The sequence below is a fragment of the Pseudomonas gebzensis genome (genome assembly GCF_034427815.1).
Lineage (GTDB): Bacteria > Pseudomonadota > Gammaproteobacteria > Pseudomonadales > Pseudomonadaceae > Aquipseudomonas.
In genome coordinates this window covers 300,049-326,817 of sequence record NZ_JAXQNS010000003.1, presented here as the reverse complement: position 1 = coordinate 326,817, position 26,769 = coordinate 300,049, and the positions used below count along the sequence as shown (strand labels likewise).

Sequence of the window (26,769 nt, the reverse complement as noted above, 5' to 3'; positions counted from 1 at the left end):
CCCATGCCACAGTTTTTCATCGATCGGCCCATTTTTGCCTGGGTCGTTGCCTTGTTCATTCTGCTCGCCGGCGCTTTGGCGATCCCCAAGCTACCGGTGGCGCAGTACCCCAACGTCGCCCCGCCGCAGATCGAGATCTACGCGGTGTACCCCGGCGCTTCGGCCACCACCATCGATGAGACCGTGGTCAGCCTGATCGAGCAGGAGCTCAACGGCGCCGACAATCTGCTGTATTTCGAATCCCAGAGCAGCCTGGGCAGCGCTACCATCACCGCGACCTTCCAGCCCGGCACCACACCTGACCTGGCCCAGGTCGATGTGCAGAACCGCCTGAAAGTGGTCGAGTCGCGCCTGCCGCGCCCGGTGACCCAGCAAGGCCTGCAAGTCGAGAAAGTCTCCACCGGCTTCCTGCTGCTGGGCACCCTCACCTCCACCGACGGCCAGCTGGATGAAACCGCCCTGAGCGACATCCTGGCGCGCAACGTGATGAACGAGATCCGGCGCATCAAGGGGGTGGGCAAGGCGCAGCTGTATGGCTCCGAACGGGCCATGCGCATCTGGATCGATCCGCAGAAGCTGATCGGTTTCAACCTCACCCCGGGCGATGTGACCGAGGCCATCACCGCGCAGAACGCCCAGGTGGCGCCCGGCAGCATTGGCGACCTACCGGGGCGCAAGACCCAGGAAATCACCGCCAACGTGGTAGTCAACGGCCAGCTGAGCACACCTGAGCAGTTCGCCGCCGTGGTGCTGCGGGCCAACCCGGACGGCTCGGTGGTGACCGTTGGTGACGTGGCGCGGGTCGAAGTGGGCGCGCAGGAATACCAGTTCGGCACGCGCTTGAACGGCAAGCCGTCGACTGCCTTCGCCGTGCAGCTGTCGCCGGGCGCCAACGCCATGGAGACGGCGACGCTGGTGCGCAGCAAGATGGACGAGCTGGCCAAGTTCTTCCCCGAAGGCGCCCAGTTCGACATCCCCTACGACACCTCGCCGTTTGTCAAAGTCTCGATCAAGCAGGTCATTACCACGCTGTTCGAGGCCATGCTGCTGGTGTTTGCAGTGATGTTCCTGTTCCTGCAGAACATTCGCTACACGCTGATCCCGACCCTGGTGGTACCCGTGGCGCTGATGGGCACCTTCGCCGTGATGCTGGGGCTGGGCTTTTCGATCAACGTGCTGACCTTGTTCGGCATGGTGCTGGCCATCGGCATTCTGGTGGACGACGCCATCGTGGTGGTGGAGAACGTCGAGCGGATCATGGCCGAAGAAGGCCTTTCACCCAAAGACGCCACACGCAAGGCCATGGGCCAGATCAGCGGTGCGATCATCGGCATCACCCTGGTGCTGGTGGCGGTGTTCCTGCCGATGGCCTTCATGAGCGGTTCGGTGGGGGTCATCTATCAGCAGTTCTCGGTGTCGATGGCGGTGTCGATCCTGTTCTCGGCGTTCCTCGCCCTGAGCCTGACCCCAGCCCTGTGCGCCACCCTGCTCAAGCCGGTCGCGCAGGGCGAGCACCCCGACAAACGTGGCTTCTTCGGCTGGTTCAACCGGCGCTTTGCGCGCATGACCGATGGCTACGAGGGCTGGGTGGGCCATGCGCTGACCCGCAGCGGCCGTTACCTGCTGGTGTACGCGGTGCTGGTCGGCGCGCTGGTCTACGGTTTCAGCCAGTTGCCCAGCGACTTTCTGCCCACCGAAGACCAGGGCTACACCATCACCGACATCCAGCTGCCGCCGGGTGCGACCCGTGCCCGTACCGAACAGGTGGCGGCGCAGATCGAGGCCAACAACGCCCAGGAGCCTGGCGTGGCCAACACCACGGTGATCCTCGGCTTCAGCTTCTCGGGCAGCGGCCAGAACGCCGCGTTGGCGTTCACCACGATGAAGGACTGGTCCGAGCGCGGCAGCGACGACAGCGCCCAGTCCATCGCCGACCGTGCCAACGCGGCGTTCAGCCAGATCAAGGACGCGGTGGCCTTTGCAGTGCTGCCGCCGCCGATCGATGGCCTGGGCGAGTCCACCGGCTTCCAGTTCCGCCTGCAGGACCGCGGCGGGCTGGGCCATGCCCAGTTGATGGAGGCGCGCGACGCGCTGCTGGCGGCCGCCGGCAAGAGCAAGCTATTGACCAACGTGCGCGAATCCTCGCTGGCCGAAAGCCCGCAGGTGCAACTGGACATCGACCGGCGCCAGGCCAACGCCCTGGGCGTGTCGTTCGGCGACATCAGTGCGGTGCTCGATACCGCCGTAGGGTCGAGCTACGTCAACGACTTCCCCAACCAGGGGCGCATGCAGCGGGTGGTGGTGCAGGCCGAAGGCGACCAGCGCAGCCAGGTCGAAGACCTGCTGAAAATCAACGTGCGCAACAGCAGCGGCAAGATGGTGCCACTGGCCGCGTTCGTCAGCGCGCGCTGGGTGACCGGGCCGGTGCAACTGACCCGCTACAACGGCTATCCGGCGGTGTCGATCTCGGGCGAGCCGGCGCCCGGCCTGAGCTCGGGCGAGGCCATGAACGAGGTGCAGCGCATCGTCGACCAACTGCCGACCGGCGTCGGCCTGGAATGGACCGGGCTGTCATTGCAGGAGCGTTTGTCAGGCAGCCAGGCGCCGATCCTGCTGGCGCTGTCACTGCTGGTGGTGTTCCTGTGTCTGGCGGCGCTGTACGAAAGCTGGTCGATCCCCACGGCAGTGCTGCTGGTGGTGCCGCTCGGGGTACTGGGCGCGGTGCTGGCGGTGACGCTGCGCGGCATGCCCAACGACGTGTTCTTCAAGGTGGGCTTGATCACCTTGATCGGCCTGTCGGCGAAGAACGCGATTCTCATCATCGAATTCGCCAAGGCGCTGGTCGACCAGGGCGTGGATGCGCGTGACGCGGCGCTGCAAGCCGCGCGCTTGCGCCTGCGACCGATCATCATGACGTCGCTGGCGTTCATCCTTGGCGTGGTGCCCCTGGCCATCGCCAGCGGCGCCAGCTCGGCGAGCCAGCAGGCCATTGGCACCGGGGTGATCGGCGGCATGCTCAGCGCCACCCTGGCGGTGGTGTTCGTGCCGGTGTTCTTCGTGGTGGTGATGCGCCTGGCCGGGCGCCGCACGCCTGCCAACGCGTCGCCAGTACCGGCGGAGTCTGGCCGAGCTGACGCCGACTGACCGCCGGAGGGCAGACGTTCAAGCGTAAGCGTTGAGGCGAGGGCTGGTGCTGGTGCTGGTGCGGTACTGGTGCGGTACTGGTGCCGGTGCTCATGCTCATGCTCATGCTCAAGCGTGTGGTGTAGCCTGGCTTGGCGCTGGCGCCCGGGCATCAGGTGAGACCTGGGCTACGACTGGCGCTGGCGCTTGAGCCGAAGCTGGACAAGCCACAGGCAGCATGGGAGGGTTCTGGGCATTGGTGTCCGGAGCCCTTTTTCATGTCAGCGCTTTCTCGTTGTTCAGTCCTGATCCTTGCCGGCGGTCGCGGCCAGCGCATGGGTGGGCGCGATAAAGGGCTGATCCTCTGGCGCGACAGGCCGCTGATTGCTCACCTGCACGATGTGGTGCGCCCCTGGACGGATGACCTCATCATTTCCTGCAACCGTAACCCAGCGCAGTACGCCGCCTATGCCGATCAGAGGGTGAGCGACGCCGAGACGGATTTCCCAGGGCCCCTCGCCGGGGTGCTGGCCGGCCTGGCCGTGGCGCAGTGTCCTTGGGTGGCAGTGCTGGCCTGCGACACCCCGCGGATCGATCGCGCCCTGCTGGATGAGCTGCTGGCGCTGGCAGTCAGTGCCGATGGCGCCGCGATGGTGCGCCAGAGCGGCTTCTGGCAGCCGATGTTCAGCGTGGTCCCGCGTAGCAGTTTGGGAATGCTGCAACAGGCGTGGAATGAGGGTGAGCGGAGTTTGCACAAGGCGCTGGGGCGTGGCGTGCTGGTGGCGGTGGAGTGTGCTGAGGGGGATGGGCGGTTGGAGAATTTCAATAGTCCAGAGCATTACGTCTGACAGCGCGCAACTTAGGTGCCGTACCGGTAGCTCGCCGTCTCCCGAGCTCCGTGCCGCAGCGCAAAAACAGGATGTGCTGCGACTCACGTGGCGATAGGTTGCACAGCACACCCGAGGGCTGCAATCGTCAGAGAAGCGGCAGCACGCGAAGCATTGACTGGGGCGGCCAGGCCGCCCATCGCGGTTAAAGCCCTTCCTACAGGGTGCTGCGGCGTGTCTGCCAGAGTAAGTGCTCGGGCGCGAGCGCGGTCGGTGTAGGTGCGGCTATTGCCGCGATGGCCGGCACAGCCGGCCTGATTCAGCCGCCGCGCGCTGGCAGGAGAATCGGGTTCGCGGCGCTTGGCCGGCTGCGCCGGCCATCGCGGCAATGGCTGCTCTTTGGGGGCCTGTAATATCCGTAGGTTAAGCAGGGTTGCAGTCAGAGCATTCAGTAACTGCGCTTGCGGGCCCTGAGCTGGCTCAGGCCGCAGGCGCGCGCTCACCTGAAATCAAACCGCCGCAAACGCCTCGGCCACGCGGCGCAGATTGTCCTGGCGCAACCCGGCCATGCACACCCGTCCGCTGTCGAGCAAGTACACGCCGAACTCGTCGCGCAGTCGATGCACCTGCGCCACGCTGAACCCGGTGTAGCTGAACATGCCCCGCTGGCGCAGGAGGTACTGGAAATCCTGCCCCGGCAGCAGCTCGGCGAGCACGTTCACCAGACCCTGGCGCATGTCGAGGATGCGTTGGCGCATGGCCTGCACCTCGCCCTGCCATTGCGCATTCAGTGCGCTGTCGCCCAGCACGCCGGCCACCAGTTGCGCGCCATGGCACGGTGGGCTGGAGTAGTTACGGCGCACGGTGGCCTTGAGCTGACCGAGGACACGCTGGGCGCTGTCGGCATCATCGCTGACCACAGACAAGCCGCCCACACGTTCGCCGTACAGCGAGAAAATCTTCGAGAACGAGTTGCTGACCAGGCACGGCACACCCGCGCGGGCCATTTCACGGATGGCGTAGGCGTCTTCTTCCAGGCCTTCAGCAAAGCCCTGATAGGCAATGTCCAGGAACGCGATGAGTTCCCGCGCCTTGACCACTTCGACCACCTGTTGCCACTGCTGCTGGCTCAGGTCGACCCCGGTCGGGTTGTGGCAGCACGGGTGCAGCAGCACGATGCTGTGGCGCTCCAGGCCCTGCAGGCTGGCAAGCATGCCGGCGAAGTCGAGGCCGCGGCTCTGGGCGTCGAAATAGGGGTAAGTGTTTACAGTGAAGCCGGCGCCTTCGAAGATGGCGCGATGGTTGTCCCAGGTCGGATTGCTGACCCAGACCTGCGACTGCGGGAAGTAGCGCTTGAGGAAGTCGGCACCGACCTTCAAGGCACCGGAGCCGCCAACGGTCTGCACCGTAGCGATGCGTCCGGCCTGCACCGCCGGGTGGTCCGTGCCGAACAGCAGCGTCTGGGTGGCCTGACGGTAGCCGGCCAGGCCTTCCATCGGCAGGTACAGCGAGGCCTGGTGCGGCTGGTCGGCCAGGCGCTGCTCCAGCGCCCCTACCGCTGCCAGTTGCGGGACCACGCCGGCTTCATCGTAGTAGAGGCCGATACTCAAATTGACCTTGTCGGCGCGCGGATCGGCCTTGAAGGTTTCCATCAACGAGAGGATCGGGTCGCCCGCATAGGCATCGACATGTTTGAACACAGCGCACAGCTCCTTGGCTCTGGGAGGGAAAGACTGCACCGAGCATACCTGCCCTGCTGGCAGAGGAACATCACCGCGATGCAAAGGCTGCTTGCGAAGGAGCATCCGGCCTGTGGATGGCCCGAATCAGGCGAGCCGTTGTGGCGCCGAACGTGGCCGTTGCATGAGCCCTGGGTGTTGCACCGCCAGGGCCACAGGCGGCGCGAATGGCTTCACCGGCACGCGACCCAAGGCGCTGCAGGCCCTCTTCAAAGCTGCCTGATCCGCTCCAGCTCAGCCGCCTCCAGCGCCACGCCCTGCGCCACGGCAATTGCCCGCTCGCGGTGGCGGCGCTCCCCCGGCAGACGGCTCAGACCGGCGCCCTGCATCTGTTCAAGCAGCGTGCGACTGCGCGTGGCAAACGCCTCGCCCTGGCCCTTGTCGGGATCGATGAGCAGAATCAACTGCCCGGTCCAGGGGGTTTTCGCACCGGGATGGCTGGCCCAGTCGTACTCCCAGGAAAAATTCCCGCCTGTCAGCCCCGCCGCCAGCAGCTCGACCATCATCGACAGCGCAGAGCCTTTGTGCCCGCCAAACGGCAGCAGTGCCCCGCCATCGAGCACCGCCTGCGGGTCAGTGGTGGGCGCTCCGGAGGCATCGACCCCCACACCTGCCGGCAGGGCCTGGCCCGCCCGTGCGGCAATTTGCACATCGCCATGGGCCATGGCGCTGGTGGCCATGTCGAACACGATCGGCGCCTCTGCCGCGCACGGTGCGGCGAAGGCGATCGGGTTGGTGCCGAACACCGGCGCGCGCGCGCCGTGGGGCACCACGCAGGTCATGCTGTTGACCACACTCAGGGCGATCAGCCCTTGTTCGGCAAACGGTTCGACATCCGGCCACAACGCCGCGAAATGATGAGAGTTGTGGATTGCCAACACCGCCACCCCGGCGCTGCGCGCCTTGCTCACCAGCAGGTCGCGGGCTGCGGCCAGCGCCGGCTGGGCGAAGCCACCGGCGGCATCGACACTGATGTATCCCGAGGCCACGTCGCTGACCTGTGGCTCGGCGCGGCCATCGACCCAACCACTGTCGAGCGTCGACACATAACCTGGCAGGCGAAATACGCCGTGGCTGTGCGCGCCGTCGCGCTGGGCGCTGGCGCAGTTGTGGGCGAGCACAGCGGCAACGGCAGCAGAACAGCCATGGCGTTCAAAGATGCCGCGCAGCAGCGCTACCAGCTCGTCGAAGGGCATGCGAACCGTGGACGAGCAATCAGGAGCAGACATGGGACGTTCCTTCCAAAGGGGGCCAAGGCGTACCAGCATGGCCGCGCCGGGGCCTGGCTGCAACGTGACCGACCGGCTGCAGACAATGACACGCTACGCCGACAGCGCCTCGAACGGGCAAGGGTGCCTTGCTCGCTGCGAATGCTCAGCGACGAGCCCTGGCGGTCACCTTGATTACCCGCAACGGGCTGACAGCGGATTCCTGCAGGTGGCTGCCCGGCCAACGTACAGGCGCCCGTCAGGAGAGTGCTGCAGCCACACGAAGGTCACGGTGTGGCTGCCCACGCCCTGGTAGGCGTGCCCCACCGTTGAGGCGTTCTTTGCGCGGCTGCAATGAACCAACTGCGTGGTTCACGCTTGTGCCCTGCAAGCCTGGTCAAAGCCTCGCCGCACGGGGCTTGCAGCGACCTCAAGCGCCCATTTTCCGGGGGCTGCAGCCAGATTCACCGGTTTGACATATCGAGCCGCTCTGGCAAGCTGTGTTCACCCCCGACCGGATTGGCAGCAGTTCCTGCTGCACCGGCAGTGCACGGTGTGGCAGGCGCTGCCAGGCGCCTTGCAGCACGGCACGACATGTCCCAAGGTGACTTATGTCCAACAGCAATAGCGGCACTACCCACCCTTCAGCGCGCAAACCGGTGGTCCTGATGACCATGGGTACCCAAGAGCGCAAAGGCCATGACTACCAGGTCATGACCCACAAATACATCACTCCCCTCGTCGAATTCGGCGGCTGCGTGCCGGTGCTGGTGCCCACCTGCTGCGGCACCGATGAGCTGGAAAGCTACCTGGCCATGGCCGACGGCGTGTACCTGACCGGGGCGGGCAGCAACATCGACCCAGGCTTGTACGGCCAGGAGAACCAGACTCCGGGCAAAGCCCAGGACAAAAACCGCGATACGTTCGACATTGCCCTGGTGCAAATGGCCCTGGCCCGCGGCTTGCCGATCTTCGGGATCTGCCGTGGCATGCAGGAGATCAACGTGGCGCTGGGCGGTGACATCTATCAAACCGTCTATGCAGAGCCGGGCTTCAATGACCACCGGGAGAATCCGCAAGATCCCGTCGAGCAGCAGTACGCCCCGGCCCACGGTGTGACGATTGCGGCAGGCACCTGGCTTGAGCGCACGCTGGGCACCAACCACATTCGCGTCAACTCACTGCACGGCCAGGGCCTGCGCACGCTCGGCCAGGGCCTGGAAGCGGTCGCCATCGCCGAAGACGGTCTGGTCGAAGCGATCCACGGCCCGAGCTTGTCACCGTTCCTGTTTGCGGTGCAGTGGCACCCTGAATGGCAAGCGGCCAGCAACCCGGACTCCATCGCGTTGTTCAAGGCCTTCGGTGACGCCTGCCGCACCCGCGCCAGCCAAACACACGGCGACCGCCAAGCGCTCTGCGCCTGAATACCCGGCACTTCATCTCTGAGTGGCGCGCTGCCGCTCAGGGATCGATACCCCCCTCGCGCCATGTTTCAGAATTCCCCTCTGGACACACTGACAGCAAAGTGATGGCCCTGCCCTTCGCCTGAGCGGTTCAAACTTGAGCATCATCAGGTGCTTAGGACAGCAACATGCGGCTACTTCTACTCTCTTCCCTCGGTCTGCTCAGCGTACTCAGCCTGGATGCGCATGCTCGCGCGCTGACTCAGCAGGACCGTCAGGTATGCGCCTGGGGCGCGCAGGTGGCGGCCAATGCGCAGCAGGCCAAGCTGGCCAGGGTCAATCTCTATACGCAGCGCAAGCGCCTGCAGAACCAGAAATTCCCAAAATCGTGGATGCGGATGACCGCAATGGGCATCACGGAACAAACCTATAACAGCCGCTCACGCCTGCCACCCGCCGAGATCAGGAAGACCTACTATGACCAATGCGCGCAGCACTCAAAATCTTCTAAATAGATAATTGTCAATAAGTTACACACAGTATCTAATCCTATTTATTTAAAGTGGATTCTAGAATAGTGCGGATGGCGTTGTTCTTCCGCGCTACCCCTTCGCTGCGCCCTATACGGTGCCTTCATCGCGTGAGTGCACAGGCGTGGAGACCACGCCTCGCAGCGCTGCCGCTTGCCCAGGCCCCTGTGCCCGGCTAGCCTCGCGTCCTTTCCCGCCCCCGGACGCCCGCCATGCAGCCCCGCGACCTTGCCATCTACTTGTTCCTTGCCATTGCCTGGGGATTGTCGTTCCTGGTCGTGTTGCACACCGAACACGCGTTCGGCTGGGTCGGCGCTGTCAGCCTGCGCGCGCTGTTTGCCGGCTCCACATTGGTCCTGTTGAGCGTTCTGCTGGGCCGCGCGCCGCAGTTTCGCCCGGTGCTCAAGCCGCTCTTGGTGGTGGGCGCCACTACCGTTGCCGGGCAGCTGGCCGGCATGACCTACGCCACCCCGCGCATCGGTACCGCGATGGCGGCGATTTTCGTCACCACCATTCCGCTGTTTTCGATGCTCATCGGGCGCGTGCTGGGGCTGGAAACCCTGAGCCGACAGGGCGTCCTCGGCCTGCTGTTGGGCCTGGTCGGAATGGTCATGCTGGTGGGCTTTCCAGCACAGACGGTCGATGCCGATTTCATCAATGGCTGCATCGCCTCCATCGGAGGCGCACTGGCTGCGGCCTACGGCAGCAACCATGCCGCCCTGCACCTGCGCCAGTGCGACCCGTGGACCGTGGCCGGCGGCTCGTTCCTGGCCGGCGGCGTGATGTTGCTGCCGCTGCTGTGGTGGGTGCCGCTGCCCGGCGTGCCGGGGGTGCTGGACTGGGGTTACCTGCTGATCAGCGGCAGCGTGATGAGCGCCACCTGCTATGTGCTGTTCTTCGGCCTGGTGGCCCGCATCGGGGCCACTCGGGCGATCAGCGTGGAATTCGTGGTGACACTGGTGGCGGTGCTGGTCGGCGCCTTGTTCCTCGGCGAAGCGCTGAGCCTGCTGCAAGCGTTAGGGAGTGGGGTGATTCTGTTCGGCTGCGTGATGGTGCTGGGCCTGCTGCCGGGGCGCCGCTCACGCTTGCCCAGTTGAACGACCACGAGCCGCACACACATTCACACTTCAAATACCCAGCATTCCTACATTTAATTTGTAGATGGCCGCTGTGCCACCCTATGCTGGCTCTGCCTTCCCTGCGGCGCACCGGCCGGTGCGGTCCACGGCACGGGAAAAGAACAACAAGTCGAGACCATTCATGTCCAAGCACGCTTATTTCGCCCCCCACGGTGGGCACCCCGCTCAAACCGAGCTGCTCACCGACCGTGCCATGTTCACCGAAGCCTATGCCGTCATCCCCAAGGGCGTGATGCGTGACATCGTCACGAGCCACCTGCCGTTCTGGGACAAGATGCGCATGTGGGTCATCGCCAGGCCGCTGACCGGCTTTGCCGAGACGTTCTCTCAATACATCGTCGAAGTCGCGCCCGACGGCGGCAGCGAGCGACCGGAGCTGGACTCCAACGCCGAGGCCGTGCTGTTCGTCGTCGAAGGCCAGCTCGACATCACGCTGGAGGGGCAGGCGCACACCCTGACCCCCGGCGGCTATGCATTCATCGCCCCCGGCGCCGAGTGGAGCCTGCGCAACCGCAGCGACAGCAATGTCAGCTTCCATTGGCTACGCAAGCACTACCAGCGGGTCGACGGTCTGGACGCGCCGACATCCTTCGTCACGCACCGTGACAACGCCACGGTGATCGAAATGCCGGGCACCGAGGGCTGCTGGATCACGACGCGCTTCGTCGACATGGCCGACATGCGCCATGACATGCACGTCAATATCGTCACGTTCAAACCAGGTGGCGTGATTCCGTTCGCTGAAACGCACGTCATGGAGCACGGCCTCTATGTGCTCGAAGGCAAGGCGGTGTATCGCCTGAATCAAGACTGGGTCGAGGTCGAAGCCGGTGACTTCATGTGGCTGCGCGCGTTCTGCCCGCAGGCCTGCTACGCCGGGGGACCGGGGCCGTTCAGCTACCTGCTGTACAAAGACGTCAACCGCCACGCCCACCTTACGCTCAATCCCAAGCGCTGAGGCACGCGCACCCCGCCCGGCCCAGGCCGGTTGGGGCTGGCCATGCCTGTCAGGTCTGTCAGTTGCCGCTCGCTTGCGCCAGCGGCAACACTCGGTCGTATCTCGCCTGAACAGCTGCGTCATCGCTTGATGCTGCGGCCGGGCTTCCCGACGCCTTGCCCTCTTCAAGGGGTGCCAAGGCTGCACCACGACCGACAGGACACCCTCACCATGACCCAACCCCGCGAAACCCTGCACTTCTTCTACCAGGGCGATCAGCTCAGTTCGCTGGTGCAACCCGGCGCCAACCGCGCGATCCTGCGCAGCCAGGGCATGCCCTTGGCCGAGGTGTCGTTGACAGATGAAGGCCCTGCCAGCCAGTTGCTGGCCACCGACCTGCAACAATCCGTGTTGGGTACGGCAGACCGCCTCCGCTAAAGTGCCCGGCCACCCGCGCAGCAATCGCTCCCCGCAACCTGCAGGCGGCAAGCGGCGCGGAACCTTCCTTGCGCCGCGCCCATCAGACTGGCATGTGACCGAACAATCGCTGCGCCTGGGTGTTCGCTGACCTGGCGCAGCGCCCGGCCCTTCCCTGATCTCTGACGGAGCAGATTCGTGAACCATGACATCCTCGATGCTCACCGCTTTTCTTCCTGGAATCGCGAGCAACTGCTCGCCAGCACCTACTGCGCCTGCTTCTACTGCAAAGCGCGCTACGCACCCAGCAAGATCGCCGCATGGACCGATGACGAGCAAACCGCTGTGTGCCCGGAGTGCGCCGTCGATTCAGTGTTGGGCAATGCCTGCGGCGTGGACCTGACCGATGAGTTTCTGGAGCGCATGCATGAGTATTGGTTCGAGTGACGCCATCGCCCGACCCGACGCCGGTGATGATCGGCAGCTGAGCAGCTTTACTTGTAGGAAATAATCTTAACGAGCAAGGAAAATGCCTATGAAGATCGTCGTCACCCGCATCTTCGTCACTGACCAAGCCAAGGCGCAAGCCTTCTACCATTATGTGCTGGGCCTGGAGCCCAAGCAGGATGTGCCGATGGGCCAACACCGCTGGCTCACCTTTACCTCACCCAGCGATCCACACGGGGTCGAGCTGTCCCTGGAGCCAAACCTGCACCCTGCTGCCCGTGACTTCCAGGCCGCGATCAAGGCTGACGGGTTGCCCGCCATGACGTTCGAAGTGAAAGACGTGCACGCCGAATACGAGCGACTCTGCGCCGCGCACGTGACCTTCACTCAGACACCCACCGACACCGGCGCATTCACCGTGGCGTTGCTCGATGACACCTGCGGAAACCTGATCCAGATCGCCCAGCGTCACTGAGTCGCCCAGCCAGTCAAGACGCCTTGCGCGGGCGTTTGGCTGGCTTCTTGGCCGCCGCTGAGGCCGCCGTTTTCTTCTCGGCGGCTTTCTTCGGAGGGGCTTTTTTCGCAGGCGTTTTTCCGGCCAGGCTGCGTTTGAGCAACTCGGTCAGGTCGAGGATATCGGCGCTTTTGCCGCCTCCGGCAGGCTTGCTCTTCTTCGCCGCGCTGAGCTTGCCCTTGCGCGCCTTCTCTTGCACCAGTTGCATGATCGTGTCGCGGAAGGCGTCGTGGTACTCATCCGGCGCCCACGCGCCGCTCATGTCTTCCACCAGGCGCTTGGCCATGTCCCGCTCCTGCTTGCTGAGCGTGGCCTGAGTCACCTTCTGGTCCAGCTCCAGCGTATCGAGGCCACGCACTTCATCCGGCCAGCGCAGGGTGATCATGACCAGCGCATCCCTGAGCGGGCGCAGCAGCGCCAGGTGCTGACGGGTGTGCAACACGACGGTCGCCAACGCCACTTTACCGGTGCTCTCCAGGGTCTCGCGCAGCAGCGCATAGACCTTGCCACCGCGCTTGTCGGGGCTGAGGTAATACGGGGTGTCGAAGTGCTGCAGGGGAATGTCGCCAGCTTTGACGAAGGAGAAGATATCGATGGTTTGCGTGGCTTCGGGCCGGGCTTTGCGGATTTCATCTTCGCTGATGACCACATAGCGGCCCTTCTCGTACTCCACGCCCTTGACCACGTTGTCCTTGTCGATGTCCTTGCCGGTGGTCTTGTTGATGCGCTTGTAGCCAACGCGGTCCATGCTGCGCTTATCGAGCCAGTCGAAATCGACGCGCTCAGCACTGACGGCGGTATTGAGGCTGACGGGAATATGGACCAGACCGAAACTGATGGCACCTTTCCAGATCGCTCTCGCCATGGGCAGCTCCTTGAGTGACCGTATACGCTACAAAAAAAATCGCAGCGCCAGCGTAGACTGGCACTGCGTTTGTCAGCATGTTGCGTTATCAGCTTTTGCCGCCGCCAGCGCCACCTTTGCTCGCCTGCCCGCCCTTCTTGCCTGCTTCGGACGCTTTCGCCTTGTCATTGGCGAAGTTGCCGCCATTGCCGCCGCCGGCCTTGGAACCTTGGCTGCCGGATTTATCGCTCGTCTTGCCGCTGTCTTTCTTGTCCATGATCTTTCACCTGTGTGGCTTCAGAAAATGCACGACAACATGCCGTACATAGCGTCGGAGTACGGCGAACGTGCTTGATTCGATCGCCCCGCCGCTCAGCTGACCGGTGGCGCTAACAACCGCTCAGCGGGTAATTGCGACCCAAGCGAATCGCCCGGTTTCAAGCGCCGCAAGCGGCTTTTTCCTCCAATAGCTGGATGAACATGCTCAAGCTGCGCGACACCGTTCCGCGCCGCCATACCAGCCAGGTTTTGAGGTAGCGGAAATCTTCCGACATCGGCCAGGCGCTGACCATGCTGCAGCCGGGCATGTTGTCGAGCATGCTGCGCGGCAGCATGGCCAGCCCGGCGCCTGCGCTCACGCACGCCAGCATGCCGTGGTAAGACTCCATCTCGTGGATCTTGCCGGGTACGGCATTGTCCTGGACGAACCAGTTCTCGAAATGGTGGCGGTAAGAGCAGTTGGCGCGAAAGGCATAGATGTTTTCGCCGTTGACATCCTGGGCACGGGTGACCGGGGCGTGATTGAGCGGTGCGATGATCACCATCTGCTCTTCGAACACCGGCATGCCTTCAAGGGTCGGGTGCAGCACCGGGCCATCGACGAACGCCGCGACCAACCGCCCGCCCAATACGCCTTCGAGCATGGTCCCGGAGGGACCGGTAGACAGGTCCAGGTCCACCTTTGGATAACGCTGGTTATAGGCCGCCAGCAGCGCCGGAATACGCACCGCCGCAGTGCTTTCCAGCGAACCCAGGGCAAAGGTGCCTTGGGGGTCCTCGCCGGCCACGGTCAGCCGCGCCTCGTGCACCAGCTCCAGAATGCGTCGGGTGTATTCCAGAAAATTCCAGCCCGCCGGCGACAGCCGCAGGCGGCTCTTCTCGCGGATGAACAGGTCGACACCCAAGTCCTCTTCGAGCTGCTTGATGCGCGTGGTGAGGTTGGACGGCACCCGATGGATGTGCTGCGCTGCCGCGCTGATGCTGCCATGCTCGGCCACCGCCTTGAAGATTTCCAGTTGCACCAGATCCACAGTCATTCTCCAAACGTGAACGTTTCGCTCATTATTATTCAGTTTTCAACAGCGCGGCGCACCACTAGTCTGGCAACACTTCTCCATGAGCATGAGTGTCCCGCCATGACCACGATCAGCAGCCACACCCACGCGATTTCCGTCGACCCGTTCACTGCCGAACAGATCGGTCATTACCCCTTCGATGACGCCGCCACCCAGGAAGCCGCCCTGCAGCGCGCTGCCGATGGCTACCGCCAGTGGCGCCAGGTTTCGTTGAGCCAGCGCAGTGCTTATCTGGTTGCCCTGGCCGATACCCTCGAAGCCACCAGCGAAGCTTTTGCACAGATGATTGCCAAGGAAATCGGCAAGCCGATCAGCCAGGCCCGTGGCGAAGTCAGCAAGTGTGTCGGCCTGTGCCGTTGGTACGCCGAGCACGGCCCGGCGATGCTCGCCCCTGAGGCCACGCAGATCGCCACCGCACGTATCGAATACCGTCCGCTGGGCCCGATTCTGGCCGTGATGCCGTGGAATTTCCCGGTCTGGCAGGTCCTGCGTGGCGCCGTGCCGGCGCTGCTGGCGGGTAACACCTACGTACTCAAACACGCCCCGAACGTGATGGGCAGCGCTTACCTGCTGCTGGAGTTGTTCAAGAACGCCGGCCTGCCGCAAGGCGTGTTCGAGCTGCTCAACGTCACCCCTGACGGCGTGACCCGCGCCATCAATGACCCACGCATCGCCGCCGTGACGCTGACCGGCAGCGTGCGCGCCGGCATGGCCATCGGCGCCCAGGCGGGTGCTGCGCTGAAAAAATGCGTGCTGGAGCTGGGTGGCTCAGACCCGTTCATCGTGCTGGCAGACGCTGATCTGGACGCAGCCGTGAAAGCCTCGGTCATCGGCCGTTACCAGAACACCGGCCAAGTCTGCGCAGCGGCCAAGCGCATGATCGTCGAACACAGCGTGGTAGAGGCCTTCACCGCCAAGTTCGTCGAAGCGACGCGCGCCTTGCAGATCGGCAATCCGCTGCAGGACGACACCTACATCGGCCCGATGGCCCGCTTCGACCTGCGCGATGAGCTCGACGGCCAGGTCCAGGCCAGTATCGCCGAAGGCGCCAGCGTGCTGCTGGGCGGTCACAAGCTGGACGGTGTAGGCAACTTCTACGCCCCGACCGTGCTGGGCGATGTGACACCAGACATGACTGCATTCAAACAGGAGCTGTTTGGCCCGGTGGCTGCGATCATCAGTGCGCGGGATGCCGAGCATGCGGTAGAACTGGCCAACGACAGCGAATTCGGCCTGGCGGCGACCATCTACACCGCCGATGTGGCACGTGCCGAGCGCATGACCGCCGCGCTGGATACCGGCGGTGTGTTCATCAACGGCTACTGCGCCTCTGATCCACGCGTGGCCTTCGGCGGCGTGAAGAAAAGTGGCTTTGGCCGCGAGCTGTCGCACTTTGGCGTACGCGAGTTCACCAACGTTCAGACCGTGTGGCTGGACCGCCACTGAGCCGCGGGGCCGGGCTTCAGCCTCGGCCCTGATCCCTGACCCAGTCGAGCATGCCGCCCGGCACGATCAACTCGTGCCGGGCGCGTGAGCAGGCGGTATACAACCCGGCCAGGGTGCGCGCCCGCTCGTTGCGGCCACCGCCCGTGGTGGGCGCCACCATCAGCTCCGGCGAGACCATCACCCGCGAGAACTCGCGGTTTTTCACGTCTTGCACGCGGGCGAGGAACAAGGTGGCGGTTTTGGTCCAGCGATACTGGCTCTTGGCCTTGGCGAAATGCTCGGCCGTGTAGCCCTTGCGCAGCAGGCTGGCGACGGCCGCAAAAGCGCGGTCGCCGCCTTTATCCTGCTCCAGGGCCTGCCAGCTGGCATAGCGGAACAGCAGGTGATGGCGCGGCCGCGTACCAAAGCGAAACAACTCGATGCAGTCCTCGACGAACAGCTCGAAGTCCTTGCGTGCGCCCTGCAGCAGGATGAACGGTACCTGCTGGTGGGCCAGGCGCTGGAACCAGCCGAACAGCCCCCACTCATCGTCCACCAGCAGCACGGTCGGATGCTCCGGCACGCTGACCGCGTCGTAGAAACTGACCCGGGTGTAGTGCTCGGCGGTGCCGGCGAAGGCCGCCTGAATTGCCGAGGGGTGGGCTTCGATCAGCGGATTCAGTACGGCATCCATGGCGGGGCCGGCGCGCAGCGAGCGGGCAATGGTGCGCTGACGAATGAAACTGCCGTGGTGCGCGCTCAGGCCATTGAGGTTCTGCAACTCATCACCCAGGGCAATGACCGACTGCGGGCTGCGGTCGAGGATGGCCAGCAGGGGCGCCGACAGCTCGTGGGCCTCATCGACGATGGCGTGGCTGAAGCGGCGATCGATCACCTCATCGAGCAGCGACAGCAGCTTGATGCGGTGGTAGTCGCGCACCGGCAGCTGCACTTCCCGCGCCGAGGGGCGGATCAGTTCCTGCCAGTAACGGCGGGCCATTTCCAGCAGCACTTCCTGGTCCATTGGCGTGAAGCCTGGCCCAGCCCATGGCAAGTGGCGCAGTTGCACTTGGCTGTCGCTGCCGTGGCAGAAGCTGCGCACCGCACTGATGCAGAGCGCCACGACGTCGGGCGCGGCCAGTGGGCCGATGTCAGGAATGCCCAGCCACTGCACCACGTTGGCGTCTTGCGGACGCCAGGTGAGCTTGGTGCGGTAGCGGTCGCGAATCCTCCAGCCTTGGCTGGTTTGGTCGCGGTCAAGGATAAGGTCGGCCAATTGGCCGAACGTCAGGGCGGTGAAGGCCTCGGCATCCTTGACCCGCGCCTTGAGTGCGGCCAACTGACCTTCGGTGCGGGCCAGCAGCAGGGTGCAGGCCGGATCGAGCAGGCGTGCCACTTGATGGATCAGAAAGGTCTTGCCGGTGCCGGCAAAGCCCTGCACCGCCACCGATTCTTCGACCCCGCAAAGGAATTCTCGCAGCAGGCGCTGCTGCGGGTCGCTGAGCACCAGATCGCTGGCCAGGCCTGGCAGAGCGGCCGTGTGCAAAGGCGTGACCTGCTGACGGTAGGCTGGCGAAAAGGCGAAATTCCAGCCACCCTCGGCCGTGCGCAGGGTAGCCCGGTCGATGGCCACTTGTGCATCGAGCAAACCAATGCTGCCAGCACCGAGCAAGCTTAATCCTGTGCTGAAGGTATCGCGTGCAAAGTGTTGTTTTACTTGCAGAACGAAGGCTCCTGAGGCGCTTGCTTCAACCTCATCGGCGATGGCCAGGACCTCGGCGAAGCGCCGCTCCAGCGCTTCGACGGCCGGCAGGTTGGCCGCCTGGCGCGGCAGGTGCTGGATGAACAGCACAGCGGCGGCCTGCAAGGCATCGGCCTCGTCCAGCAGGCGCAGGTCATCGCCGCAGGCCAGGGCCTCGGCGTCATCATGGGTCAGGGGCAGGTAGAACATCGACACCTCGGCAAACGATGGGCCGCACGATACCAAGTATTGTCGGGGGCTGCCCGAAGGCTTTGCCTGCGAGGGATCTCGCTCAGAAGCACGGGGGATGTGTGGAGCGGCGAGTGAGTCGGCTGAGACAGGCCCCAGGTCCGTCCTGGCAGCGCATTTGCCTAGCGCTATCGACGCAACGGCAGTCGACGCAACGGCAGTGCAAGCGGTTTGGCCGCTAGGCGGCCCGATGCGGCTGAAGGTGCCCAGAGCGCGCCGCGACACGTGTGTACCCTGCAGGAGCAGCTCTGCTCGCGCTAGACGTCAGGTGTCAAACGTTATCAGGCAGGTCAAAGGCCGGCACGCTTTTCGCGACCAGGCTTTTACCCTGGTAGGCGTTTTCTGCACGACAACGCAGCCTGCAGGATCAATAACCTCCCGCAAGGCTGCGCTGGCTTCACGCTAGGTGGCACCCTCAGCTAGAGCGCCGGTCGCCACCACTGGCGGGCTTGGCGCAGCCGCACTGGCCCATCTGGCAGGCTTCGCCGTTGGCATGGCCGTTGGCGCAGGCGTCGCAGCAGTAACGCTGGCCGCCGCGCTGCACCGCATGGTTGTCCAATTCGCAGTTGCAGCTTGGGCAGGCACATTTAGGGTTGGTCATGGTGCTTTCCTCCGTTGATTTCACGCATCATTCCGGTCGTCCGGAATCTCGTCATCCGACCAGGGCTTGCCATCCAGAGGATGGACATGCGCCTCTTCGGCTTCATCCAAACCGGTGCCCAGGCCAACCTCGTCGGCATCCACTTCGCGCAGCTCCAGATCCGCCGGGCAGCCGCCATCGCCAGGCTCGAACGGATCACGTGCACCCGTTTCATCGAGCAGGGTTTCGGGGCTCATGTCGTCGTCGGTCACACCATCTTCATGCACGCCCTCGGTCAACGCTTCGCCGCCGCTCATGCCGGCCTGGGCGACGCGTGCTTCAGGGAATTCGTGATCCACCTCAGCCTCGGAACGCTCGTCGCCGATACGGCCACGCGGGCCATCCACGTCTTCATGAAAATTCAGCTCGTGCACGCTGCCCATGCGGTCTTCGGTCGTATCGATCTCGGACGGGGTATAGGGTTTCGGATCGTCTGTACGGGCCATGAGGGCACTCCATCGAATTAAGTCCATACGGTCGACTGCATCTGCGCGGCAATGATTCAGTTTCTCGCACGTCGCAACACCTGGGGATAATTTGAACTCCCCTCCCGCCACCTCGCTCCCAGCCCATACAGGCCGATCACCCGATCGCCTCTCCGGAGCCCACGCCATGGCCAAGCCGTTGCAGGAGTACCAGCGCAAGCGCGATTTTGCCGCCACGCCCGAACCTGCGGGCAAAAGCCGCAAAGCGCGCGCAGCTCAGGCGTTGCAGTTCTGCATCCAAAAGCATGACGCCAGCCACCTGCACTATGACTTTCGCCTGGAGCTGGACGGCACCCTGAAAAGCTGGGCGGTGCCCAAGGGCCCTTCGCTGGACCCTAAACAACGCCGCTTGGCGGTGCATGTCGAAGACCACCCGCTCGACTACGCCAGTTTTGAAGGGCACATTCCCGAAGGGCACTACGGCGCAGGTGATGTGATTGTCTGGGATCGCGGTGTCTGGGAGCCCGAGGGCGACGCGCAGGCGGCCTACGCCAAGGGCAAGCTGCGCTTTCGCCTGCAAGGCGAAAAGCTCTCTGGCACCTGGAACCTGCTGCGTACGCACCTGGCTGGCAAGAAGGAGCAGTGGCTGCTGATCAAATCCAATGACGAGCAAGCGCGCAGCGAAGACGACTACTGCATCGTTGACGCCCTGCCCGACAGCGTACTCAGCGATCAGGAACTGCCGCAAAAGGCCACCCATGCCAAGCGGCAAGCCGTCGCCAAGACGAAAGCTGCCACCAAACCGTCCTCCTCCACCCGCCACCCGGTGGCCCTGCCCGACCACCTCAGCCCGCAGTTGGCCACCCTGGTGGACGCCCCACCTGCGGGCGATTGGCACTATGAAGTGAAGTTCGACGGCTACCGCTTGCTGGCGCGTATCGATGGCAAGGACATCCGCCTGTTCACCCGCAATGGCCATGACTGGAGCGCCAAGATGCCGCGCCAAGTCAAGGCCCTGCGCCAGCTGAAGTTGAAATCCGCCTGGCTCGACGGCGAAGTTGTGGTGGCCGGTGACAACGGCATCGCGGATTTCCAGGCATTGCAGAACGCTTTCGATCAAGACGATGACAGCGGCCTGACCTATTACCTCTTCGACGCCCCCTGGCTGAACGGTCAGGACCTGCGCGACACCCCGCTGCAGGAGCGACGCGCTGCGCTGCGCGCGGTGCTGGACAAGCATGAGGACGACGCCTTGCGCTACTCTGCCGATTTCGAAGCGCCCGTGGATTCGCTACTGGCCAGTGCCTGCCAGCTGCAACTCGAGGGGCTGATCGGCAAGCGCGCGGGCAGCCCCTACCGCGAGCGGCGCAGCAACGACTGGATCAAGCTCAAGTGCCAGCAGCGCCAGGAGTTCGTCATCGTCGGCTACACCGACCCCAAAGGCAGCCGCGAAGGGTTCGGCGCGCTGCTGCTGGCGCTGCACGATGACCAGGGCGAGCTGTGCTACGCAGGCCGGGTCGGCACGGGGTTCAGCAGCGAAACGCTGAAGCAGCTGCATACGCGGCTGAAGGCATTGAACGCGCCGAAGCCGACGCTGCAAAAGCCGCCTTCTGGCGCTGCAGCACGCGGCGTGCACTGGCTGCAACCCAGCTTGCTCGCTGAAGTTTCCTACGCCCAGATGACCCGTGGCGGCATCGTCCGCCATGCGGTGTTTCACGGCCTTCGTGACGACAAACCCGCCCGCGGCATCGCTCAGGAACGGTCGCAGCCCGCAGCGTCCAACGCCGTCAAACCCAAGAAAAACAGCCGGGCTGAGAAACACGCCAGCCAAACCCCAGCCGACCTGCACCTGACCCACCCAGAACGCATCATCGACCCCAGCACCGGGGTCACCAAGCAGCAGGTGGCCGAGTACTACGCTCAGGTCGCGCCGTGGATCATGCCGCACCTCCAGCACCGCCCCGTGGCCCTGGTGCGCGCGCCAGAAGGCCTGGGCAGTGAGCTGTTCTTCCAGAAACATGCCGAACACCTCAACCTGCCGGACACCCACACCTTCAGCAAAGCCCAGGCAGGCCAGGCGGCGATGACACTCGACACCCCGACCGCCCTGCTCGGCGCGGTGCAGATGAACGCGATCGAGCTGCACACCTGGAACGCCACCGACAAGGCCTTCGACAAGCCCGACCGCTTTGTTCTGGACCTCGACCCGGACCCGGCCTTGCCGTGGAAAGCGATGGTCGAAGCGACCCAGCTGACCCTCACCCTGCTCGACACCCTGGGCCTTGAAACCTTCATCAAGACCAGCGGCGGCAAGGGCCTGCACCTCGTGGTGCCGCTGACCCGGCGCGCGGGCTGGGACGAGGTCAAAGCGTTTAGCCAGGCCATCGTCGAACACCTCGCCGGGTTGTTCCCCGAGCGCCTGAGCGCCGTGGCCGGACCGAAGAACCGCGTCGGAAGGATTTTCATCGATTACCTGCGCAACGGCCTGGGCGCCACCACCGTGTGCGCCTATTCGCTGCGCGCCCGGGAGGGGATGCGGGTATCGGTGCCCATCGCCCGCGAGGAGCTTGAAACACTCAAAGGCGCTGACCAGTGGACGATGGACAGCCTGCTCAAGCGCCTGGTACGGATCGAGGACCCTTGGGCGGACCTCCCCAGCACGCGCCAATCGATCACGCAACGCATGCGCCGCCAGCTCGGGCTCGATGGCTGAGCCGCAGGCCCTGCTCAATGGACAACAACACTGATGGACCCGAATCGATGACCGCTTCCCAGGCAACCCCCTTCACTGCAGTTGACGCACTGCTGGACGACTTCGCCCAGCGCGCCACCGCGCCCGGTCTAGACCCGGCCCTGCACGCGCTGATGCAGGCGCTGTGCAGCCGCCATTTCGATACGCTGCCGCTGCCAGGCCAGGGCCGCACGTTGCAGCGCTGGCAGACGCTGGCCCAGGTGGCCGGCTGTGACCTGGCGCTGGCCAAATTGTACGAGGGCCATACCGATGCCTTGGCGATCCTCGCCGAATGCGCGCCGGCAGGTTTTGCTCGCGCGGGCATCTGGGGCGTGTGGGCTGCGGAACCACCGGATGCGCGCGCACGTATCGTGGCGCGCGAGGGTCGTGAGGTGCGCCTGCAAGGCCGCAAGGCCTGGTGCTCCGGTGCCTTGCAGATCGACCGGGCGCTGATTACCGCGTGGGCCGAGGACGACCAGCCGTACCTGGTGGCCCTCGACCTGCGTCACCCCAGCCAGCGCATCAGTGCCGAAGGTTGGCAGGCGGTGGGCATGGCCAGTACCGCCAGCATCGAACTCAGCTTCGACGACAGCCCTGCCACGCTGATCGGCCAGGCTGGCGACTACTTGAACCGTCCGGGCTTCTGGCACGGCGGTGGCGGCATCGCCGCGTGCTGGTATGGCGCCGCGCACGCGCTGGCCGGTTACCTGCGTGAACACTGCCGCCAGCCGCGCGCCGATGCTCACGCGCAGGCCCATCTGGGCGCGGTGGACGTGGCCTTGCAGGGCGCGCGCCTGGCCCTGCAGGATTGCGCCCGCTGGATCGATCGACACCCGCTGGCGGACGCCGAGCTGCCCGTGCGCCGCGTACGCGCCGTGGTGGAGCAGGCCGCCGAGACCGTTATCCATCATGTAGGCCGCGCGTTGGGAGCGACCCCCTTCTGCCGCACTGGCCACTTTGCGCGCCTGAGCGCCGACCTGCCCGTTTACCTGCGCCAGAGCCACGCTGAACGCGACCTGGCCGCCCTTGGCCAGCAGGTCGCCCACCTTGCAGTCGGAGACTGGCCCCTATGAGCATCGATTCGCAGTATTTCGCCGACCTGTACGCCGACAACGAAGATCCGTGGGCCTTTCGCACCCGCTGGTACGAGCGGCGCAAGCGTGAATTGATCATGGCCTGCCTGCCGCGTCAGCGCTTCGCCTGTGTCTACGAGCCGGCCTGTGCCAACGGCGAGCTCAGCGCACTGCTGGCCGAGCGTTGCACCCGGCTGATCTGCCAGGACCTCGACAGCACCGCGGTGGGCCTTGCCCGCCAGCGCCTGCAAGGCCTTGCGCATGTCAGCGTGGAGCAGGCGCGGCTGCCGGGTGACTGGCCGGATCAGCGCTTTGACCTGATCGTGCTCAGTGAAGTGGGCTACTACCTGTCGGTGGAGGCTTGGCGGGAGGTCATTGAGCGGTCGCGGCACAGCCTGACCGAAGACGGCGGGTTGTTGGCCTGCCATTGGCGCCACGCCATCGATGGCTGCCCACAGGATGGCCCGCAGGTGCAAGCAGCCCTGGCCGAACACCTGGGCCTGCACCGGGTCGTCCTGCATGAAGAAGCTGACTTTCAGCTGGCGTACTGGTGCCGCCAACCGCGCGCCGTCGACCTAGAGGAGACTTGCCCATGATCGCTGTGGTGATTCCCGCGCACAACGAAGCCCGCCGGCTCGGCCATTGCCTGCGTGCGGTCCAGGCTGCCGCCGTGCAGGCGCAAGCCCAGGGCCATCGGGTGGAAATCCTGGTGGTACTCGACCGCTGCCAGGATGGCACCGCAGCGGTGGCCCAGCGGCACGGCGTTGCCACCCTGACGGTGGATGCCGGCAATGTCGGCCTGGCGCGTCAGGCCGGCGCCCAGCACATGCTCGAACGCGGCGCGCATTGGCTGGCCTGCACCGATGCCGACAGCAAGGTCCCGCCGCACTGGTTGTGCTGGCAAATGCAATGCGCTGCCGACGCCGTGTGCGGCACGGTCCACATCGAACGCTGGCAGCCTTGGCAGACCGCAGCGCTACGCGCGTTGTACCGCAGCCGCTATGAGGCGCGCGAAGGTCATCGGCATATCCATGGCGCCAACCTCGGCGTTTGCGCACGCGCCTATGAACGGGTCGGCGGCTTCCAGCCGCTGGCCGCTCACGAAGACGTGCACCTGGTGCATGCCCTGCAGGCCAGCGGCGCACAGATCGCCTGGACCGCGCGCAACAGCGTTGCGACCAGCAGCCGCAGTGATGCCCGCGCGCGGGAGGGGTTCGGTGATTACCTACTGGGCCTTGCAGCAACCGGCGCAGCGCACAGCGTCTCGACGCACTGAAAACTGCCGGCAGCTCAAGCCAGAGCGGCCACCGCATCGATCTCGACCAGCATGGCGTCCAACGCCAGGCAAGGCACGGGAATCAGCGTGCACACCGGTTTCGGTGCGTCGCCCCAGGCCTGCCCGGCGGCCTCGCCCCACTCAGCCAGACGCGCGTGGCTGTGATCGACGATCAGCAGGGTCAACTTGCACACGTGTTCGAGCCCAGCGCCCTGGGCCGCGAGCGCCGTTTGCAGATTGCGCAATGCCTGACGCGCCTGCTCGGCAAACAGCGGCGACAGCTGCCCGTCCAGCCCCTCCCCACCTTGCCCGGCGATGTACAGCAAGCGACTGCCTGCGCGCACCTCGGCGACATGGGAGTAGGCGTTCGGGGTGGGGTCGTAGAGGCCGGGCGGGTTGGACAGGCTGAAGGCGGGTATGGCGGTCATCGTATGTGCGCTCGCGCAGGAGAGAGAGAACGCGCGAGTATCTGACCTCAAGTGCGCTTGAGGTCAAGCGGCCGTTGGGCTGCTTGGGGTTCTCACTGAAAGTAGCGGCACGAACGCCTGCGGTGGCGCTCGGTGGGCAACGGCTGGACCGCTCACATGGGCAGCGTACGCGGCGGCGGCTTTATCCGTGGCGGGCTGCGCCGCAGCCCGTGGATAAGCATGAACCTGCGAGGCTGCGGACTACTTCTCTTCCATCACATCGCGGCCTTTCACGGCGCGTGGGCCTTTGACCAGCCAGCCCACCAGACCCAGGATCGGCGCCCAGACCACGAAGACGACCCACAGCATCTTGCGTTCGGCGCGGCGGTCGCTGCCGATGATGTTCCAGATGGCCCAGATGTCCAGCAGGATGACCACAGCAGCGATGATGATCCAGATCGTTCCGATTTCCATAGACGTTCTCCCAATGAGCAAGTAGTACGTTCGGTCACCGCAAACGGCAAGGGTTCCATAGGAAAGTGTAGCGTTAGGCAAAGTTGCCGCCAGCAGGCATGCTTTTGTCGTGCAGGCCTGCCTTGAGCCACCCGGACAAGCCGAGGCTCAGTGCGCAGGCGCCTGTTCCAGCGCTGCCTTCAACGCTTCGGCGCTGGCGAAGGTGTGCTGCGATTGCACCTTGCCCCGATCCAGTTGCAACCACAGTACCTGGCCTTCGGCGGCTGGGTAGCGGCCGGCGACCTGGCCGTCGCGGTCAAGCATCACGCGGTAGCGGTAGTCACGCATGGCAGGCACGGCGAACAGCTTGCTGATCAGCGCCGGCATGCGCTGGATGTCGGCGACGAACACGGCGTCGCGCGCCTCCAGATAGCCCTTGCTCTGCTCGGCGAGCGCGGCCTTGACCAGTTTGCCGCCGTCCATGTCATGGGCCACCAGCAAGATTTGCGTGTCGTTGCCCAGGGTGAAGGTCTGATCGTGCTGGTCGTGCAGGGTCCAGGGGGCGAGCTGCTCGCCGGTGTCGACGGCGTGGACCATCAGCGGCAACAGGCACAAGAGCAAGGCAGGCAGGGCTTTCATGGGATGTGCTCCGGGTTTTTTGGGGGGCCAGCATACTCTCAGTACGCCGCCCAGGTCGTTGCCAGCGCCATGACGTTTGCCGGTGTTGTCTTTCCCTGGCAGCGCACGCACACTCACGCCGTCACGTGCCAGCGGAGTCCAGAGTGGCCACACCTCGTCAGTTCAGCAAAAAGGCCAGCACCAGCAACATGCTGCGGCTCAAGTCCGGTGTTACCGATGAGCAGGCGCCCTATCGGGTCGCGTTCGTGTTGCTCGAGCATTTTTCAATGGCGAGCTTCACCGTCGCCATGGACGTGCTGGTGACGGCCAACTTGCTGCGCGCTGACAGCTTCAGTTTCACGCCTCTGTCGCTGACCGGCGACCGCGTGCTCTCCGATCTGGGCCTTGAGCTGATCGCCACGCCCTTGCAAGCGCGCGCGCTGGACGGGCTCGACCTGATCGTGGTGTGCGGCGGCCTGCGCACGTTGCTGAAATACCCCGCACTCGACCGCCTGCTGCAAGACGGCGTAGACCATGGCCGGGCGCTGGGCGGACTGTGGAACGGCGCGTGGTTCCTGGGCCGTGCCGGGGTGCTGGCCGACTATGGCTGCAGCATCCACCCTGAACAGCGCGCCAGCCTCGCCGAGCGCAGCCCGCAAACGCGCATCACGCCCTCCAGTTTCACCCTCGACCGTGACCGCCTCACCGCCGCCAGCCCCAACGGCGCCATGGAACTGATGCTGGGCCTGGTGCGGCGCCTGCATGGCGATGCGTTGGCCGAGGGTGTGGAGGAAATCCTCTCGTTCTCCGGCGCACGCTACCGCCAGGTCGGGCCGGGGGCGAAAAAATCCATGAGCCTGCACCTGCGCACCATTGTCGAGCTGATGGAAAACAACCTGGAAGAAACCCTCAGCCTCGATCAGCTCGCCGCCTACAGCGGGCGCTCGCGACGCCAGATCGACCGGCTGTTCCAGGCCCAGCTCGGCACCTCGCCACGGCGTTATTACATGGAGCTGCGCATCACCAAGAGCCGCCGCCTGTTGCAGTACTCCGACCTGTCGGTGATGGACGTCGCGGTGGCCTGTGGCTTTGTCTCGGTGTCGCACTTCAGCAAGTGCTACGCGGCGTACTTCGGCTACCCGCCTTCACGCGAGCAGCGTCTGGGCGAGTGAGCGCCGCGCCGCCTGATCAATGCTCATCAAGGTGCTCTGTCCACGCTGTAGGCGCCCTGCAAAGCCCGCCTCGGGC

At 64.8% G+C, this 26,769-nt stretch carries 26 protein-coding genes; 15 read left to right on the top strand and 11 right to left on the bottom strand.

Features of this window, described 5'->3' with window-relative positions:
- Positions 1-3: 3 nt before the first annotated feature.
- Both SJI00_RS08490 and mobA read left to right on the top strand, forming a co-directional pair.
- Positions 4-3,144 carry an efflux RND transporter permease subunit gene (locus SJI00_RS08490; protein ID WP_322461282.1) on the top strand — a complete coding sequence of 1,047 codons (3,141 nt, stop codon included), beginning with the start codon at positions 4-6 and terminating at the stop codon, positions 3,142-3,144.
- 257 nt (positions 3,145-3,401) lie between these two features.
- A complete protein-coding gene (gene mobA, locus SJI00_RS08485; protein WP_322461281.1) occupies positions 3,402-3,971 on the top strand; it encodes a molybdenum cofactor guanylyltransferase MobA in 570 nt (189 codons plus the stop codon).
- 488 nt (positions 3,972-4,459) lie between these two features.
- Here mobA and SJI00_RS08480 read toward each other — a convergent pair whose 3' ends face one another.
- Both SJI00_RS08480 and SJI00_RS08475 read right to left on the bottom strand, forming a co-directional pair.
- Positions 4,460-5,650: an amino acid aminotransferase gene (locus tag SJI00_RS08480; protein WP_322461280.1), complete on the bottom strand. Its 1,191-nt coding sequence runs from the start codon at positions 5,648-5,650 to the stop codon at positions 4,460-4,462.
- 248 nt (positions 5,651-5,898) lie between these two features.
- Positions 5,899-6,918, bottom strand: a complete 1,020-nt coding sequence (locus SJI00_RS08475) for an Ldh family oxidoreductase (RefSeq protein WP_322461279.1) — start codon at positions 6,916-6,918, stop codon at positions 5,899-5,901.
- 590 nt (positions 6,919-7,508) lie between these two features.
- On the opposite strand from SJI00_RS08475, the gene SJI00_RS08470 reads away from it, so the two are divergent.
- From SJI00_RS08470 to SJI00_RS08440, 7 genes are all read left to right on the top strand, one after another.
- Positions 7,509-8,321, top strand: a complete 813-nt coding sequence (locus tag SJI00_RS08470; RefSeq protein ID WP_322461278.1) for a gamma-glutamyl-gamma-aminobutyrate hydrolase family protein — start codon at positions 7,509-7,511, stop codon at positions 8,319-8,321.
- 167 nt (positions 8,322-8,488) lie between these two features.
- Positions 8,489-8,815, top strand: coding sequence for a hypothetical protein (locus SJI00_RS08465; protein ID WP_322461277.1), 327 nt, complete (start codon positions 8,489-8,491; stop codon positions 8,813-8,815).
- 227 nt (positions 8,816-9,042) lie between these two features.
- Entirely contained in the window at positions 9,043-9,927 is an 885-nt protein-coding gene (locus SJI00_RS08460; protein ID WP_322461276.1) for a DMT family transporter, read from the top strand.
- A 163-nt stretch (positions 9,928-10,090) separates the two neighbouring features.
- Positions 10,091-10,927: a bifunctional allantoicase/(S)-ureidoglycine aminohydrolase gene (locus SJI00_RS08455; RefSeq protein WP_322461275.1), complete on the top strand. Its 837-nt coding sequence runs from the start codon at positions 10,091-10,093 to the stop codon at positions 10,925-10,927.
- 210 nt (positions 10,928-11,137) lie between these two features.
- The gene (locus SJI00_RS08450) at positions 11,138-11,344 is read left to right on the top strand and encodes a hypothetical protein (protein ID WP_322461274.1); all 207 of its coding nucleotides are present in this window, start codon (positions 11,138-11,140) and stop codon (positions 11,342-11,344) included.
- Positions 11,345-11,521: 177 nt separating this feature from the next.
- Entirely contained in the window at positions 11,522-11,770 is a 249-nt protein-coding gene (locus tag SJI00_RS08445) for a cytoplasmic protein (protein ID WP_322461273.1), read from the top strand.
- A gap of 88 nt (positions 11,771-11,858) precedes the next feature.
- Entirely contained in the window at positions 11,859-12,245 is a 387-nt protein-coding gene (locus SJI00_RS08440; RefSeq protein ID WP_322461272.1) for a VOC family protein, read from the top strand.
- A 13-nt stretch (positions 12,246-12,258) separates the two neighbouring features.
- Here SJI00_RS08440 and ku read toward each other — a convergent pair whose 3' ends face one another.
- The 3 genes from ku to ptrR form a co-directional block, all read right to left on the bottom strand.
- The gene (gene ku, locus SJI00_RS08435) at positions 12,259-13,149 is read right to left on the bottom strand and encodes a non-homologous end joining protein Ku (protein ID WP_322461271.1); all 891 of its coding nucleotides are present in this window, start codon (positions 13,147-13,149) and stop codon (positions 12,259-12,261) included.
- An 88-nt stretch (positions 13,150-13,237) separates the two neighbouring features.
- Positions 13,238-13,405, bottom strand: coding sequence for a KGG domain-containing protein (locus SJI00_RS08430; RefSeq protein WP_312935362.1), 168 nt, complete (start codon positions 13,403-13,405; stop codon positions 13,238-13,240).
- 160 nt (positions 13,406-13,565) lie between these two features.
- The gene (ptrR, locus tag SJI00_RS08425) at positions 13,566-14,438 is read right to left on the bottom strand and encodes a putrescine utilization regulator PtrR (RefSeq protein ID WP_322461375.1); all 873 of its coding nucleotides are present in this window, start codon (positions 14,436-14,438) and stop codon (positions 13,566-13,568) included.
- Positions 14,439-14,543: 105 nt separating this feature from the next.
- On the opposite strand from ptrR, the gene SJI00_RS08420 reads away from it, so the two are divergent.
- Positions 14,544-15,929 carry an aldehyde dehydrogenase family protein gene (locus SJI00_RS08420; protein ID WP_322461270.1) on the top strand — a complete coding sequence of 462 codons (1,386 nt, stop codon included), beginning with the start codon at positions 14,544-14,546 and terminating at the stop codon, positions 15,927-15,929.
- Positions 15,930-15,945: 16 nt separating this feature from the next.
- Here SJI00_RS08420 and SJI00_RS08415 read toward each other — a convergent pair whose 3' ends face one another.
- The 3 genes from SJI00_RS08415 to SJI00_RS08405 all read right to left on the bottom strand — a co-directional run bounded on the left by SJI00_RS08415 (position 15,946) and on the right by SJI00_RS08405 (position 18,984).
- Positions 15,946-17,859, bottom strand: a complete 1,914-nt coding sequence (locus SJI00_RS08415) for a hypothetical protein (protein ID WP_322461269.1) — start codon at positions 17,857-17,859, stop codon at positions 15,946-15,948.
- 454 nt (positions 17,860-18,313) lie between these two features.
- On the bottom strand, positions 18,314-18,499 hold the full coding sequence (locus SJI00_RS08410; RefSeq protein WP_322461268.1) for a metallothionein: 186 nt from the start codon (positions 18,497-18,499) through the stop codon (positions 18,314-18,316).
- Positions 18,500-18,519: 20 nt separating this feature from the next.
- Positions 18,520-18,984 carry a phosphotransferase system, HPr-related protein gene (locus SJI00_RS08405; RefSeq protein ID WP_322461267.1) on the bottom strand — a complete coding sequence of 155 codons (465 nt, stop codon included), beginning with the start codon at positions 18,982-18,984 and terminating at the stop codon, positions 18,520-18,522.
- 166 nt (positions 18,985-19,150) lie between these two features.
- Between SJI00_RS08405 and ligD the strand changes: the two genes are divergently transcribed.
- The 4 genes from ligD to SJI00_RS08385 are packed head-to-tail and all read left to right on the top strand — an operon-like array spanning position 19,151 to position 24,043.
- A complete protein-coding gene (gene ligD, locus SJI00_RS08400) occupies positions 19,151-21,676 on the top strand; it encodes a DNA ligase D (protein ID WP_322461266.1) in 2,526 nt (841 codons plus the stop codon).
- Positions 21,677-21,723: 47 nt separating this feature from the next.
- Entirely contained in the window at positions 21,724-22,767 is a 1,044-nt protein-coding gene (locus tag SJI00_RS08395) for an acyl-CoA dehydrogenase family protein (protein ID WP_322461265.1), read from the top strand.
- Positions 22,764-23,363: an SAM-dependent methyltransferase gene (locus tag SJI00_RS08390; protein WP_322461264.1), complete on the top strand. Its 600-nt coding sequence runs from the start codon at positions 22,764-22,766 to the stop codon at positions 23,361-23,363. Before SJI00_RS08395 ends, SJI00_RS08390 begins: the two co-directional genes overlap by 4 nt.
- Positions 23,360-24,043 carry a glycosyltransferase family 2 protein gene (locus SJI00_RS08385; protein WP_322461263.1) on the top strand — a complete coding sequence of 228 codons (684 nt, stop codon included), beginning with the start codon at positions 23,360-23,362 and terminating at the stop codon, positions 24,041-24,043. Before SJI00_RS08390 ends, SJI00_RS08385 begins: the two co-directional genes overlap by 4 nt.
- A gap of 14 nt (positions 24,044-24,057) precedes the next feature.
- On the opposite strand, the gene SJI00_RS08380 is transcribed toward SJI00_RS08385, so the two are convergent.
- From SJI00_RS08380 to SJI00_RS08370, 3 genes are all read right to left on the bottom strand, one after another.
- Complete coding sequence (locus SJI00_RS08380; protein ID WP_322461262.1) at positions 24,058-24,471, bottom strand: RidA family protein; 414 nt, start codon at positions 24,469-24,471, stop codon at positions 24,058-24,060.
- A gap of 240 nt (positions 24,472-24,711) precedes the next feature.
- Complete coding sequence (locus SJI00_RS08375; RefSeq protein ID WP_312937009.1) at positions 24,712-24,924, bottom strand: PLD nuclease N-terminal domain-containing protein; 213 nt, start codon at positions 24,922-24,924, stop codon at positions 24,712-24,714.
- A gap of 147 nt (positions 24,925-25,071) precedes the next feature.
- Positions 25,072-25,542 (bottom strand): FAD/FMN-containing dehydrogenase, encoded by a 471-nt coding sequence (locus SJI00_RS08370; protein ID WP_322461261.1) that lies wholly within the window; start codon positions 25,540-25,542, stop codon positions 25,072-25,074.
- 143 nt (positions 25,543-25,685) lie between these two features.
- On the opposite strand from SJI00_RS08370, the gene SJI00_RS08365 reads away from it, so the two are divergent.
- Positions 25,686-26,693: a GlxA family transcriptional regulator gene (locus SJI00_RS08365; protein ID WP_322461260.1), complete on the top strand. Its 1,008-nt coding sequence runs from the start codon at positions 25,686-25,688 to the stop codon at positions 26,691-26,693.
- The last annotated feature ends 76 nt before the right edge of the window (positions 26,694-26,769 follow it).

What these genes read in the sequence shown, in the direction of transcription:
- SJI00_RS08460 (WP_322461276.1), top strand. Translation starts at nt 9,043, where the DNA reads ATGCAGCCCCGCGACCTTGCCATCTACTTGTTCCTTGCCATTGCCTGG.
- SJI00_RS08455 (WP_322461275.1), top strand. Translation starts at nt 10,091, where the DNA reads ATGTCCAAGCACGCTTATTTCGCCCCCCACGGTGGGCACCCCGCTCAA.
- SJI00_RS08380 (WP_322461262.1), bottom strand. Translation starts at nt 24,471, where the DNA reads ATGACCGCCATACCCGCCTTCAGCCTGTCCAACCCGCCCGGCCTCTAC.
- SJI00_RS08410 (WP_322461268.1), bottom strand. Translation starts at nt 18,499, where the DNA reads ATGACCAACCCTAAATGTGCCTGCCCAAGCTGCAACTGCGAATTGGAC.
- ligD (WP_322461266.1), top strand. Translation starts at nt 19,151, where the DNA reads ATGGCCAAGCCGTTGCAGGAGTACCAGCGCAAGCGCGATTTTGCCGCC.
- SJI00_RS08395 (WP_322461265.1), top strand. Translation starts at nt 21,724, where the DNA reads ATGACCGCTTCCCAGGCAACCCCCTTCACTGCAGTTGACGCACTGCTG.
- SJI00_RS08375 (WP_312937009.1), bottom strand. Translation starts at nt 24,924, where the DNA reads ATGGAAATCGGAACGATCTGGATCATCATCGCTGCTGTGGTCATCCTG.
- SJI00_RS08490 (WP_322461282.1), top strand. Translation starts at nt 4, where the DNA reads ATGCCACAGTTTTTCATCGATCGGCCCATTTTTGCCTGGGTCGTTGCC.
- SJI00_RS08420 (WP_322461270.1), top strand. Translation starts at nt 14,544, where the DNA reads ATGACCACGATCAGCAGCCACACCCACGCGATTTCCGTCGACCCGTTC.
- SJI00_RS08415 (WP_322461269.1), bottom strand. Translation starts at nt 17,859, where the DNA reads ATGTTCTACCTGCCCCTGACCCATGATGACGCCGAGGCCCTGGCCTGC.
- SJI00_RS08405 (WP_322461267.1), bottom strand. Translation starts at nt 18,984, where the DNA reads ATGGCCCGTACAGACGATCCGAAACCCTATACCCCGTCCGAGATCGAT.
- SJI00_RS08450 (WP_322461274.1), top strand. Translation starts at nt 11,138, where the DNA reads ATGACCCAACCCCGCGAAACCCTGCACTTCTTCTACCAGGGCGATCAG.
- SJI00_RS08465 (WP_322461277.1), top strand. Translation starts at nt 8,489, where the DNA reads ATGCGGCTACTTCTACTCTCTTCCCTCGGTCTGCTCAGCGTACTCAGC.
- SJI00_RS08370 (WP_322461261.1), bottom strand. Translation starts at nt 25,542, where the DNA reads ATGAAAGCCCTGCCTGCCTTGCTCTTGTGCCTGTTGCCGCTGATGGTC.
- mobA (WP_322461281.1), top strand. Translation starts at nt 3,402, where the DNA reads ATGTCAGCGCTTTCTCGTTGTTCAGTCCTGATCCTTGCCGGCGGTCGC.
- SJI00_RS08475 (WP_322461279.1), bottom strand. Translation starts at nt 6,918, where the DNA reads ATGTCTGCTCCTGATTGCTCGTCCACGGTTCGCATGCCCTTCGACGAG.
- SJI00_RS08430 (WP_312935362.1), bottom strand. Translation starts at nt 13,405, where the DNA reads ATGGACAAGAAAGACAGCGGCAAGACGAGCGATAAATCCGGCAGCCAA.
- SJI00_RS08390 (WP_322461264.1), top strand. Translation starts at nt 22,764, where the DNA reads ATGAGCATCGATTCGCAGTATTTCGCCGACCTGTACGCCGACAACGAA.
- SJI00_RS08385 (WP_322461263.1), top strand. Translation starts at nt 23,360, where the DNA reads ATGATCGCTGTGGTGATTCCCGCGCACAACGAAGCCCGCCGGCTCGGC.
- ku (WP_322461271.1), bottom strand. Translation starts at nt 13,149, where the DNA reads ATGGCGAGAGCGATCTGGAAAGGTGCCATCAGTTTCGGTCTGGTCCAT.
- SJI00_RS08470 (WP_322461278.1), top strand. Translation starts at nt 7,509, where the DNA reads ATGTCCAACAGCAATAGCGGCACTACCCACCCTTCAGCGCGCAAACCG.
- SJI00_RS08440 (WP_322461272.1), top strand. Translation starts at nt 11,859, where the DNA reads ATGAAGATCGTCGTCACCCGCATCTTCGTCACTGACCAAGCCAAGGCG.